General features: G+C 61.1%; 14 protein-coding genes. 11 read left to right on the forward strand and 3 right to left on the reverse strand.

Annotation, left to right across the window (positions count from 1 at the left end):
* The first annotated feature begins 389 nt into the window (after window positions 1–389).
* From ubiE to DyAD56_RS13845, 4 genes are all read left to right on the forward strand, one after another.
* A complete protein-coding gene (gene ubiE, locus DyAD56_RS13830) occupies window positions 390–1148 on the forward strand; it encodes a bifunctional demethylmenaquinone methyltransferase/2-methoxy-6-polyprenyl-1,4-benzoquinol methylase UbiE (RefSeq protein WP_102303359.1) in 759 nt (252 codons plus the stop codon).
* Between the two features lie 50 nt (window positions 1149–1198).
* Window positions 1199–2494, forward strand: coding sequence for a DoxX-like family protein (locus DyAD56_RS13835; RefSeq protein WP_102303360.1), 1296 nt, complete (start codon window positions 1199–1201; stop codon window positions 2492–2494).
* Complete coding sequence (locus DyAD56_RS13840) at window positions 2491–2967, forward strand: DUF2269 domain-containing protein (protein WP_102303361.1); 477 nt, start codon at window positions 2491–2493, stop codon at window positions 2965–2967. The genes DyAD56_RS13835 and DyAD56_RS13840 overlap by 4 nt, the downstream gene beginning before the upstream one ends.
* Window positions 2968–3044: 77 nt before the next feature.
* Window positions 3045–3704 (forward strand): Pr6Pr family membrane protein, encoded by a 660-nt coding sequence (locus DyAD56_RS13845; protein ID WP_102303362.1) that lies wholly within the window; start codon window positions 3045–3047, stop codon window positions 3702–3704.
* Here DyAD56_RS13845 and DyAD56_RS13850 read toward each other — a convergent pair whose 3' ends face one another.
* Complete coding sequence (locus tag DyAD56_RS13850; RefSeq protein ID WP_102303363.1) at window positions 3705–4388, reverse strand: glutathione S-transferase family protein; 684 nt, start codon at window positions 4386–4388, stop codon at window positions 3705–3707.
* A 96-nt stretch (window positions 4389–4484) separates the two neighbouring features.
* Complete coding sequence (locus DyAD56_RS13855) at window positions 4485–5405, reverse strand: DMT family transporter (RefSeq protein WP_102303364.1); 921 nt, start codon at window positions 5403–5405, stop codon at window positions 4485–4487.
* 107 nt (window positions 5406–5512) lie between these two features.
* Here DyAD56_RS13855 and DyAD56_RS13860 point away from each other — a divergent pair, with 107 nt between their 5' ends.
* Window positions 5513–6022, forward strand: a complete 510-nt coding sequence (locus tag DyAD56_RS13860; protein ID WP_102303365.1) for an Lrp/AsnC family transcriptional regulator — start codon at window positions 5513–5515, stop codon at window positions 6020–6022.
* Window positions 6023–6146: 124 nt separating this feature from the next.
* A complete protein-coding gene (locus DyAD56_RS13865) occupies window positions 6147–7502 on the forward strand; it encodes a sensor domain-containing diguanylate cyclase (protein ID WP_102303366.1) in 1356 nt (451 codons plus the stop codon).
* A gap of 12 nt (window positions 7503–7514) precedes the next feature.
* Here the strand turns inward: DyAD56_RS13865 and DyAD56_RS13870 are convergent, their stop codons facing one another.
* Window positions 7515–7826 (reverse strand): hypothetical protein, encoded by a 312-nt coding sequence (locus DyAD56_RS13870; protein ID WP_102303367.1) that lies wholly within the window; start codon window positions 7824–7826, stop codon window positions 7515–7517.
* 912 nt (window positions 7827–8738) lie between these two features.
* Here DyAD56_RS13870 and DyAD56_RS13875 point away from each other — a divergent pair.
* The 5 genes from DyAD56_RS13875 to DyAD56_RS13895 all read left to right on the forward strand — a co-directional run.
* On the forward strand, window positions 8739–11357 hold the full coding sequence (locus tag DyAD56_RS13875; RefSeq protein ID WP_102303368.1) for a hypothetical protein: 2619 nt from the start codon (window positions 8739–8741) through the stop codon (window positions 11355–11357).
* 120 nt (window positions 11358–11477) lie between these two features.
* On the forward strand, window positions 11478–11840 hold the full coding sequence (locus DyAD56_RS23620) for a hypothetical protein (protein ID WP_233202428.1): 363 nt from the start codon (window positions 11478–11480) through the stop codon (window positions 11838–11840).
* 159 nt (window positions 11841–11999) lie between these two features.
* Complete coding sequence (locus DyAD56_RS13885; protein WP_158241348.1) at window positions 12000–13979, forward strand: RHS repeat-associated core domain-containing protein; 1980 nt, start codon at window positions 12000–12002, stop codon at window positions 13977–13979.
* Between the two features lie 11 nt (window positions 13980–13990).
* Window positions 13991–14410, forward strand: a complete 420-nt coding sequence (locus tag DyAD56_RS13890; protein WP_102303371.1) for a hypothetical protein — start codon at window positions 13991–13993, stop codon at window positions 14408–14410.
* A 173-nt stretch (window positions 14411–14583) separates the two neighbouring features.
* Window positions 14584–14817, forward strand: a 234-nt coding sequence (locus tag DyAD56_RS13895) for a transposase (protein WP_343125306.1), incomplete at its 3' end; no start/stop codon positions are given.

Raw genomic sequence — 14817 nt, forward strand, 5'->3', positions numbered from 1 at the left:
GGGATCGGCAGGACGCCGATCCCTTTTCGCCAGGGCAGGAGGCCCTGTCGAAAAGCCCGGCCACCCCTCACGAACTGGCCGGCTTCACCGGCCAGCGCCAAGTGGGGGTGCCCTTCTCTTTGGTTACTTTCTCTTGGGCATGCAAGAGAAAGTGACCCGGCCTCCGGCAGGAGGTCGGAAGCCCGCCGCAGGCGAGCCAGGTCGCCGTAGCGCGACAACCAAGCGCAAAGCCACTGGATCCCGGCCTGCGCCGGGATGACGGTTCTATCGAAACCATAAGGCGAGCACCCTCCCCTCACCCCAACCCTCTCCCCAAAGGGGCGAGGGAGACAAAACCATCGCGGCCCCCCAAAGAAGAAGCCCATCCCCCGATCCGCTACCATTAGCCAATGAGCGACCAGCCCCAACCCCAAACCACCCACTTCGGTTTCCGCGACGTCCCCCTCGACGACAAGCAAAAGCTCGTCGGCCAGGTCTTCACCTCCGTCGCGCGTAGCTACGACCTGATGAACGACCTCATGTCGTTCGGCGTCCATCGTCTGTGGAAGCGCCATTTCGTGGGAATCAGCGGCGTGCGCCGGGGCGATCGCGTGCTCGATCTGGCCGGTGGCACGGGCGACATCGCCGCGCTGCTCAAGCCGGTCGTCGGCGCTGAGGGTGAGGTCGTCGTGGGCGACATCAATGCCGCCATGCTCGGCGTGGGTCGCGACCGCATGACGGATCGCGGCCTCGTCTCAGGCCTCCGTTGGGCGCAGCTCAACGCCGAGAGCCTGCCGTTTCCGGACAACAGCTTCGACGCAGTGACCATGGCTTTCGGCCTGCGCAACGTCACCGACAAGGACAAGGCGCTGGCGGACATCTGCCGCGTGCTCAAGCCGGGTGGCCGTGCACTGGTACTGGAGTTCTCGCGCGTGCAGAGCGATCTCTTCAGCAAGCTCTACGATTTCCATTCGTTCAAAGTGCTGCCCAAGCTCGGCCAGTTGTTCGCTGGTGACGCCGATAGCTATCAGTACCTTGCCGAGTCGATCCGCAAGCACCCGGATCAGCAGACGCTTAAAGGCATGATGGAACGTGCCGGCTTTGGTCGCGTCGACGTGCGCAACCTCACCAACGGTATCGTCGCCATCCATCGCGGGTACAAGTTCTAAACGCCAGCCTCGTGGCTACTCGCAGTCCTCATCGGAAGAGGCCCTAGTTCATGCGCGTACTGGTCACCGGCGCCTACGGTTTCATCGGTTCGCATATCGTCGCTGCGCTGGTGGCAGCAGACCACGACGTGGTGTGCGCCGTGCGCGGCGCTCGGTTGGATTCACGATTTCCTGGCTTGCGCGCCGTCGCCTGCGACATGTCGCGCGATGTCAAGCCAGAGGTATGGTTGCCACGCCTAGACGGCATCGATGCGGTGGTGAATTGCGCCGGCATCTTGCGTGAGCAACGCGGCGACCGCTTCGACACCGTGCACGTCCAGGCGCCTGTGGCTTTGTATCAAGCCTGCTTGCACGCAGGTGTTCAGCGCGTCGTGCAAATCTCCGCATTGGGCCATGCCGACGATGGCGAATTCATCGCCAGCAAGCATCGGGGCGATGAGCAACTCGCATCGATGCCATTGGACGCAACGATTCTTCGCCCTTCGCTGGTCTACAGCGCCCACGGCTCGTACGGCGGCACCTCGCTGTTGCGGGCCATGGCCGCATTGCCCGGCGTCATCGTTGTCCCGCGCGCCGCCGTGGCGCCCTGCGTGCAGCCCATCGCAGCGGAAGACGTCGCGCTAGCCGTGGTGGCCTCGCTGGCACGAGCGACGCAGGGCGTGGACATCCTGGAGCTGGTGGGCCCGAAAGCCATGGGCCTGGCGGAATACCTGCAGGATTGGCGGCGCTGGCTCGGTTTGCGCGCTGCGCGGCTGTGGCTTGTGCCGACCGCGCTGGTGCGCGTCGCCTGCCGCATTGGCGAGCGCCTCGGGCAAGGTCCGCTCGGCCAAACCATGCAGCGCATGCTGGAGCACGGCAATCTCGGTCAGGCAGGTGCGCTGGAACGCATGCACGAGCGACTCAGCCTATCGCCGCGCACACTGCAACGCGCGCTGGCGGAATCGCCCAGTCACGTGCAAGACCGCTGGCACGCCCGCCTGTATCTGGCGCTGCCGTTGCTGCGCGTCACCCTGGCGCTGCTGTGGCTTGCGTCGGGCGTGATTGGTTGGGCGCTTTCTTCCGAAACCGTGGCGGCGTCGGCGAAAGGTGGCCCCCTTTCGCCCGAGGCAACGCTGATGCTTGCCCGCGCTACCGCCACGCTGGATTTGCTGTTGGGCGCGCTTTGCCTGCTGCGCTGGCGACCCCGCCTTGTGCTGAGTGGCATGCTGCTGATGCTGCTGGGCTACACGATTGGCATTGGCATGCTGTGGCCGATGCATTGGCTCGATCCGCTGGGCGGCCTGCTGAAGAACGTGCCGCTGATGGCAGCCATTGCCATTCTGCTACTCACGGAGGAGAAGCGATGACGGCCTACGTGCTACTGAAGCTGGTGCACATCTTGTCATCGACTTTGCTGTTCGGTACGGGCCTGGGCACGGCGTTCTTCATGTGGTTCACCTGGCGCACCGGCAACGTGCAGGCCATTGCGGCGGCATCGCGACTCACCGTGCGTGCGGACTGGTGCTTCACCACGCCGGCAGTGATCGTCCAGCCTGTCACCGGCATCGCGCTGGTGCATCTGATGGGCTTTCCGTGGAACAGCCCATGGCTAGTCGCAGCGATGGGCCTGTACGTGCTGATCGGCCTTTGCTGGATACCCGTAGTGGTACTGCAGATGCGCGTGCGCGACGCAGCCGCTGTCGCCGCTCGCACCGGTCAGCCGCTGCCCGCCCGTTGCACCGTGCTCATGCGTTGGTGGTTCGCATTGGGCTGGCCGGCGTTCGTCGCCGTCATGGGTATCTTCTGGCTGATGGTGGCCAAGCCCGCGCTCTGGAGCTAGACGATTTCTTGCGATACGCCACATGCCATCGCCGAATGGCATAGTGGGAATCTGTCGCCTGATGGCCGTTCCCCGTCGTGAACATCCGCTACCGCCCCCTTGCCGCTTTTGCTGCCCTGCTCGGTTGGTTCGGGCTGGCACTACAACTCTGGTTTTCCATTCGCCTGGCGCTGGATCACGGCGGCACAGCCCAGCAGGGTGTGTGGGTGTACCTGGGCTACTACACCATCCTCACCAACCTGCTGGTGGCTGGCGTGCTGACTGCCGCGTCGTTCGACACACGGACGGCACTGCCGCGGTTCCTGCAACGCCCAGGCGTGCAGACGGCCGCAGCGATGAGCATCGTGATTGTCAGCGCCGTCTACAACCTGATGCTGCGCCAGTTGTGGAGCCCATCGGGCTGGGTGCTGGTGGCCGACATGATCGTGCACGACTTCATGCCACCGCTCTACCTGCTTTACTGGTGGCTCGCCGTGCCCAAGGGCAGCCTGCGCTGGTCGCAGGTGATCGCGTGGCAAAGCTATCCGGCAGGATATTTCACCTATGTGCTGCTGCGCGGCGCCGTAAATGGCTGGTATCCCTACCCGTTCCTTGATGTGAAGTCGCTGGGCTATCTGCAAGTCGTTATCGACGCTCTCGCCGTGCTGGTGGCTTTCATTGTCGTAGCCACGCTGCTCGTCGCGCTCGGCCGGTGGCAGGCGCGACGACGGAACGACACGGTGGCGGAAGCCGCCTGATCAGGCGAGGCGAAAGTCCTCAGTCACCTCACCATAGCGGTGGGTTTCCGCTTCATGCGCGTGATCGCGCCATGGCTCCGCCAGCGCAGCGGTGTACCACTCACGCATCGCTGGCAATGCCAGCATGCGTTGCACGTACGCCGCTACCGCCCCATCCGCCGGCAGACCATAGGTCTGGAAGCGGAACACCACCGGCGCGTAGAAGGCATCGACAGCGGTAAATGTCTTGCCCGCGAGAAAGGGGCCGCCGAAGCGTGACAGCCCTTCGTTCCACAGCTCGTTGATGCGCGCGATATCCGCCTGCAGCGCTGCACTGATCCCATGCAAGCGCACGCGCACGCCACAGCTCATGCCGCATTCGTTACGAAGCGTGCCGAAACCCGAATGCATTTCGGCGGAAGCGCAGCGCGCCCATACACGCGCCACGCGATCAGACGGCCAAACGCCCGCGTGACTTTCCGCAAGGTATTCGGCGATCGCCAACGAATCCCACACGACCGTGTCGCCATCGCGCAGGCAAGGCACACGGCCATTGGGTGAGAAGCGGCGGAACGCGTCCCAATTGGAGCCTTCGCCAAACACCATGAGCTGTTCGTCAAACGGCAGGCCAAGGTGCTTCATCAGCACCCACGGGCGCAGCGACCAGGACGAGTAGTTGTTATTGGCGATGTAGAGCGTCGTCACGGATAGGCTCCCGCTGGCTTCAGGTGTGCACCACCGAACTGCCAAGCCTCCGGCAACTGCGAGGCGGCGTCGATCAAATGAATCGGCGCCATGCGCTCAGCTCTGCTTGGCGGGAGTGGCGATGACGGGCGCGGGCGATGGTCGGCGGCGACGCGCATTAGCCAGCACCACACCGCCCACGGTGATCACGCCGCCCACCAGGGTCAGCAAGGTCGGCCGTTCGCCCAGCCACACCCAACCGATCAACACGGCGATGGGCGGTGAGAAGTAAATGAAGCTGCTCACCTGCGATGCCGAGGCGCGATGCAGCGCGGCGTTCCACGCTACGTAACCGATAAAGGTCGGCGCGATACCCAGCCACACCAGGGCGCCGATATGCGACGGCGGCGCGTGCATCAGCGCCTGCGGCAAACCCAGGCCGAACGGCAGCGCACCCAGCGTGCCGGCGAAAAAGGTGAAGCCAGTGACGCCCAGCAAGGTGTTGCGGGTAAACAAGGGCTTTTGCCCCACAAAGAAGATCGCCGAGGCCAGCACGCTGACCAACACCAGTGCAGCCATGGGCTCTACCTTCACATCTTTGCCGCTAGTCAGCACCACCACGACCACGCCCACCAGCGCCACGCCCAGGCCCATCAGGGTGCGAGCCGACAGGCGCTCGCGCAGCCAGATGGCCGACAACGCCGCCGTGGTCGCCGGCACCAGCGAGATCAGAATGGCCGCGGTGCCGCTGGCCACGCGCGTTTCCGCCGTATTGAGGCACAAGTGGTACACGGTGAGGCCGATGATGCCGAGCAGCGTCAGCACCGGCCAATCGCGGCGAGCCGGCAGCGGCACCCGCTTCACCGTCAGCAGCACGGCAAAGCACAGCGAGCCGATGGCCAGGCGCGCCAGCGCAACCTCCCCCGGGGTGAACGAAGCCAGCGCATAGGCGATCGCGGCATAGGCCGACGACCAGGTAACCAGGGCAATGCCGATATAAGTCAGGGCACGCCCGTCCAGGCGTTCCGGGGTTTGCATGGGAAAATTTCCGGAGGGGAATGCTGCAAATCGTAAGATTCGCCGCGCTGCGCTTGAATGATGAATCAGCGTAGGATGAGAATGTTTCGCCAACGAACGAAATGTCCATGAACGCTGCCACCTTTGAATCGAAACCGATCTGGGACGCTACGGATTGGCTCCTGTTGGAAGCCCTTCAGCAGGACGCCCGCCTGGGCTACGCCGAGCTGGGGCGCAAGGTAAAGCTCTCCCCGCCGGCCGTGGCCGAGCGGGTAAAACGGCTGGAAGAAGCCGGCGTCATTGCCGGTTACCGGGCCGTGCTCAACCCCCGCAAGCTCGGCTACGAGATCGACGCGATGATCCGCCTGCGCTGCGACGGCGGCATCTGCGCCCGCGTGGGCGTGCTGGTCGCGGATATCCCGGAAGTGCTGGACTGCCGCCGCCTGGCGGGAGAAGACTCGGCCCTTTTGCGCGTGGTCGCCATGTCCATTGCCCACCTGGAAACCGTGCTGGACCGGTTGCTGAAGATCCACCCCAGCATCAGCACCACGACCCTGGTGGTGCTGCAGACGCCGCACGAGAACCGACCGCTGACCCGTGGCATGTGGAATACGGCGCGCGCCCTGCTGGACGAATAGCCCTACCCGGCTCGCCTGGGGCCGCATGATGAGCCGGGCGGGCAAGCATGGGGACGGCACGCATCTTGCCTGACTGCTGGAAACCGCCAGCACTCAGCCAGAGCCAGCCGTCCAGACGCCCGCCATGGAACCTGTCGCACTCAACAAGATCATGGATCTCCTTTGGGACGCCATCTGTGTCGTCGACGTGGAGGGGCGCTATGTCTTTGTCAGCGCATCCTACGAACGCATCTTTGGATACAAACCGGAGGAAGTGGTCGGTCGGACCATGCTCGAGATGGTGCATCCGGACGACCGTGAAGCCACGCTCGACATAGCCGCCGCCATCATGGCCGGCCATCCGCAGTCGCACTTCCAGAATCGCTATATCCGCAAAGACGGCACCATCGTGCACATCATGTGGTCCGCGCGCTGGTCCGAATCCGATCGCATGCGCATCGCCGTGGCTCGGGACATCACCGCACTCAAGCGCGCGGAATCGATGACGACGGCGCTGCATGCCATCTCCGAGGCGGCCCACACGGCGGACAACCTGACCGCGCTCTATGGTGAGATCCACCGCATCGTCGGCACCTTGCTTCCGGCCAACAACTTCTTCGTTGCGCTGTACGACCCGCAGCACGCCGAGTTGAGTTTTCCTTACTTCGTGGATGAGCGCGACCCGACGCCGCCTGCACAAGCTATGGATTCGGGCACGCTGACGGCGCAACTGATCCGTACCGGGCAGGCCTTGCTGGTCACGCCGAACGCACCCACCGATCCATCCATACCCATCAGGGGTACCGACGCCCAGCACTGGCTGGGCGTACCGCTGTGCTCGCAAGGAACCACCGTCGGCGCGCTCGTGGTGCAAAGCTACTCCGACGCCACGCGCTACACCGAGTCGGACAAAGAGCTACTGCAGTTCGTATCCACCCAAGTAGCCGCCGCCATCGAACGCAAACAGGCCGAGGAACGGTTGCACCATATCGCGCGGCACGACCCACTCACCGATCTCGCCAATCGCGACCTGTTCCACCAACAATTTGAGGCAGCGCTAGACAACGTGTCGCGCTTCGGCGGCAACCTCGCCCTGCTCTATATCGATCTGGACAAGTTCAAGCTGGTCAACGATCGCTTCGGCCATCACACCGGCGACCTATTGCTATGCGAAGTGGCACAACGCATCCGCAGCCACCTGCGCGAAGGCGATGTGGTAGGCCGCATGGGTGGCGACGAGTTCGTCGTGCTGCTATGTCGGCTGCAATCCATCGCCGACAGCGTCTCCGTGGCGGAGAAACTACGCGCAGCCATCTGCGCACCGCTCCGTTTGTCCGACCACACCTTGCACGCAGCGACCAGCATTGGCGTCGCCACCTATCCCCTGCACGGGCGGAGTTCACGCGAACTCATGCGCGCCGCCGACACCGCGATGTACTGGGTCAAGAAGAACGGTGGCAACCGCGTGCACGTCGCGGCCACACAGGATATTCAGATCTAGAACGTGCCTCGCTCACAACACGCCCAACCCGCCAGGCCCATACTTGCGCTGCTCGCACGCCATATCAAACTCCGTTTGCAACAGTACCCAGTAAAGCGCGGTGGTGCTGAACACGGTGGCAAAGCGGGCAGCGCATAGGGCGCCGATGGGCTCGCCGGTGAGTACGCCGCGAATGCACACCACCGGTAGACCGGCACGGTGGGCCAGTTCCATGACGGTCATGGCGCGGGGATGCATGTGGTCGTCGCGTAACACGTCACCGGGTGAGCGCACACGCACTGCGGTGCTCGCGCCGGGGCGGGTGCGTGGGGTGGTATCAGACATGGGGCCTCCTTGAAGGCGCAGCCGATCGCCGGATCCGCGTGTGATACGTGTCAGGGAATACCGTGTGCCCCGTCCGTCATCGCCCGAGTGGTGGCGCATCGACCCATGAGCCGACGCGCCACAGGGACAATCATCGGACGGGGTTTAAGCGGCGGCGATAGGCAGTAGCTGCTGCCTACGAATGGCTTGTTCGATGCTGAGCACGGCAACATCGAGGGCCATCCTCACTTCACGGGTTAGCACCTTGGCGCTCCATCCCTCCCGGTCATGCCACGGTATGACCACCCACTCTCGCCTCTCAAAGCGCCCGCGTAGTTACGCGAGCACGTTCAGGGCGGCAGCGGTGTGGTCATCGGGGGAATCCGCGGGAGCGGAGGCGGAGCCGGGGGTTACCGCGGCGCGGGGCGAAGCTGCTTGGCTACCGTCACGGGAGGCTGACGGGCGTCGCCCTGCCTTCTGATCACGTTTAGCCATGATCAACTCTGAAGGTTGGTGATGGTTAGCGAGTCGTCGGTGCTTCGCGACATCGCAAACGCTTCCAGCACGCCGATAAACAGCGTGAAGTTGCCTGGTGGCGACATTCCTGCACGTCGCCAACATCTAGAGCACTCAGTCCAAACACCCTACTGATCGCAAAGGGGTCATAAGCAGGAATCACCAGAATCACTATCGACATCCTTGCAGCATGCAGTCCTAGTGATTCTAGAGAATCCGCTCGGCTCGTCTGCACTTCATAACAACACGCTGGGTGTTTCAAAACGGAAAAGCCTGACAAGCGGGAAAGCGATCTTACTGTTGTGCGATGCGCTCGTCGCGTCCGAATAATAGCCAAGATGATCTGCATGTCGTATCCCGAGGAAAGATTGGGCGCTATGCAAGATACCGCCACGTTTTCCTAGAGAGCCGCCCACCATGCCGCGCTTAAATAAGTGCCTTTACGTCAAGGTTTTGTGGACGGCGATGCTATCCGCCATACCGTTGGCGGTCGCTGCGATGGGTACCGATGCACCCCGCCTCCCTACGACGTACGTACCGGCCTTCTACCACGTTCCGTCCTTGACCGGCGGCATCGTGGGATCTGATGGTGGTAATAGTGGAACCCATCGTCCAGGCGCGCCCATCCCGGCCAAGGATCTGGAGGGCGTTTCGGTAACGGCGTCGCTGTACTCCCCATCCAATCAGGCATCGTCCAATCTCGACGAACAAGATAAAAACGGCGGCAGGTGCAGCGGCAACTATGTCGGCATGCCCATTGATGTCAGCAAAGGCACCAAGCTGGAAACGTATCCGTTGTTTTCAGTGCCCGGCGAGATGGCGCTGAGCTATGTGCTGTATTACAACACCTCGCCATTCCACAGTTGGTTCTCCAGTTTCGACTATTCGCTCACCACGTCGGCTCTCTGCCAAATAGGGACGCAACTATCCTGCACGTTGGTCAGTCGTCCCGACGGCTCGTTGTTGAAATTCTTCGGAGGGCCTAAGTCCACAACCTATAGCGCCACGGCGGGAAGTGTCGCCACGCTGACGCGTGATGAAGGTTCGGGCAACTACACACTTCGGGATGAGAACGCCACGACACAGGTGTACTCATCGGCAGGAAAAATTCTATCCGTCACGAACGCGTCGGGTATTGGCTGGACATTTAGCTATAACGCGAATGGCTATCGTGTCACGCATACCAATGGCACCTTTGTCGACGTGATCAACGGCCCCCTTGTATCCACGCAAGCGCCAGGCGGCGGCTACTACCGTTCCCAGGTGACTACCGTCAAGGACCCCGCGGGTAACGCTTACGTGATTACACGCAATAACGGGTCCTTTGCTAACGATGAGATAAAGGTTGCGTCGATAGCGCTACCGGGCACGCCGGCAACATTGCTCTCGTTCAAATACGCGCTGTACACGCCGGGCACGAATGTCATTGGAAACAGCCTCATGACGGAGCTGGATATCAATGGCGTGCCGTATAGCTATACGAGCTACATGGACAATGCCTCGAGCCCCTACCACCAATGGGCCAATGGAACCTATCTCGCGGATGGGTCGGATTTTGTATCCGTCCTCTATGGCACCGACAGTCAGGGGCATCTGACTGGTGTCGTCACCAATCCTCTTGGGCATAACGCCAAAAACACGTACGCCGGCATCAATGGACAGCTGACGTCTGTGAGCAATGATGCTATGGCCAGTTGCGGCGCAACCGTGGCATCGCGTGCTTACGACAACCGCGGAAACTTATCCCAAACCATAGACAACAACGGCAATGTGCATACCTATAGCTATGCCGCCAATGGTCAGCTGCAGACAGAAACGGAAGCTTCCGGCACCGCCGTAGCGCGAACAACTGACTACACATGGGATCAGAACGCGCAACTGAATCGGCTACTGAGTGTGACCATCCGTGGTCTTCGGAGAACGGCTTATAGCTACAACGAGAAGAATCGACTGGCCTCGATTGCCGTGACAAACCTGACGGGGAACGGCAACGCCAACCAGACGCTGACCACCACGTACAACTACAACCTTTACGGCAACGGCACAGTGCAGAGCATGACCGTGGTGCGCCCCTCACCCAACGGCAGCGACACCACCACAGTGCAGTACGACAACTACGGCAATCTCACCTCAGAAACGAATGGACTTGGCCAGAGGACCATCTACACGAACTACAACGCGCTTGGTCAGGTGGGGTACGTGCAGGGGCCAAACGGGAACGTGACGGAGTACACCTACGACGCGCGCGGTCGTATCGCCACCCAAACCACGCACCCCAATGGCACGACGGCTACCTGGGCCTATGCCTATGACGGTTTCGGCCTGCCAGCATCGATCACAGGACCCGATGGCCAAGTGACCACGTGGACCCGCGATGCGCGGATGTGGGTATCTCGCATCACGCATAACGACAAGGATGGAACGTCCAACGAAACCTTCGACTACGACGCGAGCGGCAACGTGCTTCAACGCACCGTCGCACGCGGCGGTGCCGTTGGACTAATGGAGACCTTTCATTACGACGCCTTGGGTCGGCTCTATCAAAAGGTTGGGCAGAGCGGGCAGACGCTGACCTACGCCTACGATGGCAACGGCAACCCCCTGTCCGCGGCCAACGCGATGGGACACACCATCGTCTATCAATATGACGCCCTCAATCGCGTAACTCAGCAGGCCGAAAGCGGCGGCGCCAGCCTACCGATTCCGCCAACCATTGGCAGCATCAACTTGCCCGGCGAGGTATGGGCCGCGACAGGCAGTGTCAGCAATCCGTACACGGTGAGCTGGAACAGCGCCCCCTACGCGACCGACTACGTCCTGCAAGAACAGGCAGATGACGGCGACTGGGTGACGGTACAGAGCGGATCGAATATTAGCTGGTCAGCATCGGGCAAACCGAAGGGCGTCTATAGCTATCGCGTACAGGCCTGCGATGCAACGGGATGTAGCGCGTGGAGTCCAGCCGGAACATTTGTCGTGAACGGTCCTAATCCGGAGTTGCCGGCCATTCTTCAGATCGTTTTGGACAGTCCGTAGCAGACGCTGTCGATAGCGACCATTCCCAGGGGCTGACGCATTGACTCGCACCTTGATCACCGCGACTGCTCAGCCATCGCACATCCAAACAAAGCAAACAACTTACTCAATCGGAGAACGATGATGTTGAATCGAATGAAATCGGTGACGTTGGCGCTGCTACTGACGGCGACTGTCATGAACACTTCCGTATCGATGGCCCAGACCGTTGTGTACCCCGTGCAAATCACCGAGGTAGCAACAGGGTGGGCAGATGCCACCATCGGCGTCTACACCGATAAACCCGTTGTCAATCCGGCCCATTGCCCGACGCCCGACCTCTATGTCTCAGAAGCAGCCGACCCAGGTAATCGCACGTACTACGCAGCCGCGCTGACAGCGCTGGCAAACAAACTGACGACTACGCTCGTGATCAGCAACACGGCCTGTTCTGCCACTGGGCGCCCCAAGCTTTGGGCGGTTACCCCTTCAGCCCCACGCTGACGCATGGCTGCGCGAATGCGCGACGCACGGCGTCGCGTGTTCATCGATTCGGGCGGTCATACGCCACCGTAGCCGTGAGTCGACATGGCGAGATCCCTATACCCCACCGATATGCCATGGCAGCCCCGATGGCATGTCACCTCAAGGAACGTGTTGTCGATGGAAACCTTTGCCCGCTACCGATCGATTCCACCTATCGCCCTGGCAGGCGGGCTCCTGCTTACGCTGTCCATCACAATGGCCTTACCGGCTTATGGTCAGGTCGTGACTCGGTTCACCTACGACACCGGAGACCAGCTCACCAGCATCATCGACCCACGAGGCTTGGTCACCCGTTATGCCTACGACGGGCTGGGTCAAAAATGGCAACAAGGTAGCCCCGATACCGGCACCACGACCTACAACTACGATACCTATGGTCGGCTGGCCAACATGACCCGTGCCGGCGGCAACCAAGTTAGCTACGGCTACGATGGCCTCGGCCGTCGGACGAGCGTTAACGCTGGCGGAGTCACGCAGACCTTCACCTACGACAACTGCCCCCACGGAATGGGTCGCTTATGTGCCGCCAGCGACCCCACTGGGCAGACCAACTACGTCTACACGCCAGAAGGCCGGATCGCGTGGCGTGGCTTTGTCATAGGGAGCACCAACTATGTCCTGGGATACAACTACAACGTCCTGGGCCAGCTGACGTCGCTGCAGTACCCCGATGGTAATCAAGCCCTCTATACCTACACCCGTGGTGCGGTGTCGGCCGTGCAGATGAATATCAACGGCGCCGTGTTGAATGTCGCCACCGGTATTACCTATCAGCCGAACAATGTGGCCATGGCGCAATGGACCTCTAGCAACGGCTTAACCAACGCGCTGACCTACGATGCCAACGGACGTCTCACCAGTATCAATGTGCCGTGGATTCAAAACCTTGACCTGAGCTACGACACGGACGATCGCATCACCGCCATCAGTAACGGTGGCGACCCGGCGATATCGGCGACCTTTGGTTATGACGCCATGTCGCGCCTCACCTCGGTGAGATCAGCGTCGGACAACGAGGACCTCGCCTACGATGCCAACGGCAACCGCACCAGCCAACAACTCAATGGCACCTCAGCCAACGTAGCCACCAGTGCCTCCAGCAATCAGCAGACGGGCCTGTCCGTTGGCGTCAACACGTCCTACGGTTACGACGCCAGGGGCAACCTGACCACCGTCAATGGCGTGGCCACTTTTGCCTACGACCCGTTCAATCGCCTGCAGACGGCAGGCACGGCGAGCTACTACGTTAGCCCCGAAGGACAGCGGTTACGCAAAACGGTGACCGGTGCTTCCACCTACTTCGCACCCGACGCAGGCGGTCCTTTGCTGGCCGAAAGCTGGGCTGGCGGATGGAATGATTATGTGTGGTTGAACGGCCGCCTAGTCGCTCGTGTCGTCAATGGCCAGCTTCAGGCGATCCACGACGATCAGGTCGGGCGCCCGGAGGTGATCACCGATGCCAACAGGAAAGTGGTGTGGCGCGCGCGGAACTTCGCCTTTGATCGCACGGTGACGGTAGCCAATCCAGTTCCGCTGAACCTCGGTTTCCCCGGACAGTATTACGACGCTGAGTCGGGACTGTGGAACAACGGGTTCAGAGACTACAGCCCGGGCAAAGGGGGATACATCGAGGTGGATCCTTTAGGGCTCGCCGCTGGAATCAATCCGTATGCGTACGTCAACAACAACCCCCTAAATCACCTCGATCCGTTCGGGCTGTGGTCGTTTTCGCTTGAGGCATATGCCGGATTCGGCGGAGCGATCACATTCGGACGAGACCCAACGACCAGTGAATGGTTCCATGGTGGGCGGCTTGGTGTCGGGCTTTCTGTCGGCGGAAGCGTGGATCCAAAGGGCGCCCGGCCGGGCGCCGATGGTAAGGATTGCGATCATGCAACCACGCTTGGCGTATTTGAGCAAGGCAACTACACCGCCGGCGTAGTCGGGGGCAATCTTTTCCAGGCTGCCGCCGGTATCTATCTAGACGATTCAAAGAGAGAATATTTCGATCCGCCAGGCCCGTCGGATCACTTGCAATTCAACAGGTATGGCATTGGCTTGGGCTATTCCGTAGGTCTTGAAGTAATTGGTCATTGACCAGAGGTCATATGATTTCGAACTTCTTTCAGATGCCAAGTTTTCTAAGGCTCCTAACGGGGCTTGCACTTTTGAGTTTGCTGTTCGTCGTGTCGACCGTACCGCCGGGGACTATTGATTTATACGGACATGTCATAGATGCCAAGCAGTGGTGGGCGAACGGTAGCGGATACGTCATGACGTCGGCCCATCTCGTTCTTGGACTGTCCGCCGTCCTGATGCTAAAACGGATTCCATGCGGCCGCGCGTTGCACGTTTTCGGTTGGCTCCTGTCGGGCATCAGCGCTTTCATTGTTGCGAAGATAAATGACGTGACGCCGCCGCCTGTTGTCGAGCACGTCTATCCCTGCTTGATAGCTGCATCCGCGGCGATATTCGCCATCTATCTCTATCTCGGCAAGCGCGTACTCGCATATTTCAGGAAGCAATAGATTGGCAGAGCAGCCAATGCGTATGCCTATTTAGGAGGCAACTCCTGCGTTATGTTGATCCGCTAGGCCCCTACTGCTTTAAGGAACGGCAGATCAGAGCGTAAGCTCCCCCTATCAGGGATCTGAATCGCCCCGGGATTGGTGGAGGCTCCAACTCTTGAGAAGATGGAGCCATGAAGAAGTCAAACAAGTTCTCACCTGAGATCCGTGAGCGCGCTGTGCGCATGGTGCAAGAGCATCGCGGAGAGTATCCGTCGCTGTGGGCGGCGGTCGAATCGATTGCCCCGAAGATTGGCTGCGTGCCGCAGACGTTGCTGGAATGGATCAAGCGTGAAGAGGTCGATACCGGCGTACGTCCTGGCGTGACCAGCAGCGAGACGCAACGCATCAAGGATCTGGAGCGCGAG

It is taken from the genome of Dyella sp. AD56, assembly GCF_002878475.1.
In the GTDB taxonomy this organism is placed as follows: domain Bacteria; phylum Pseudomonadota; class Gammaproteobacteria; order Xanthomonadales; family Rhodanobacteraceae; genus Dyella.

Coding starts and splice junctions, on each gene's coding strand:
- DyAD56_RS13890 (WP_102303371.1), top strand. CDS start 13,991: ATGATTTCGAACTTCTTTCAGATGCCAAGTTTTCTAAGGCTCCTAACG.
- DyAD56_RS13875 (WP_102303368.1), top strand. CDS start 8,739: ATGCCGCGCTTAAATAAGTGCCTTTACGTCAAGGTTTTGTGGACGGCG.
- DyAD56_RS23620 (WP_233202428.1), top strand. CDS start 11,478: ATGATGTTGAATCGAATGAAATCGGTGACGTTGGCGCTGCTACTGACG.
- DyAD56_RS13865 (WP_102303366.1), top strand. CDS start 6,147: ATGGAACCTGTCGCACTCAACAAGATCATGGATCTCCTTTGGGACGCC.
- ubiE (WP_102303359.1), top strand. CDS start 390: ATGAGCGACCAGCCCCAACCCCAAACCACCCACTTCGGTTTCCGCGAC.
- DyAD56_RS13840 (WP_102303361.1), top strand. CDS start 2,491: ATGACGGCCTACGTGCTACTGAAGCTGGTGCACATCTTGTCATCGACT.
- DyAD56_RS13860 (WP_102303365.1), top strand. CDS start 5,513: ATGAACGCTGCCACCTTTGAATCGAAACCGATCTGGGACGCTACGGAT.
- DyAD56_RS13835 (WP_102303360.1), top strand. CDS start 1,199: ATGCGCGTACTGGTCACCGGCGCCTACGGTTTCATCGGTTCGCATATC.
- DyAD56_RS13855 (WP_102303364.1), bottom strand. CDS start 5,405: ATGCAAACCCCGGAACGCCTGGACGGGCGTGCCCTGACTTATATCGGC.
- DyAD56_RS13870 (WP_102303367.1), bottom strand. CDS start 7,826: ATGTCTGATACCACCCCACGCACCCGCCCCGGCGCGAGCACCGCAGTG.
- DyAD56_RS13885 (WP_158241348.1), top strand. CDS start 12,000: ATGGAAACCTTTGCCCGCTACCGATCGATTCCACCTATCGCCCTGGCA.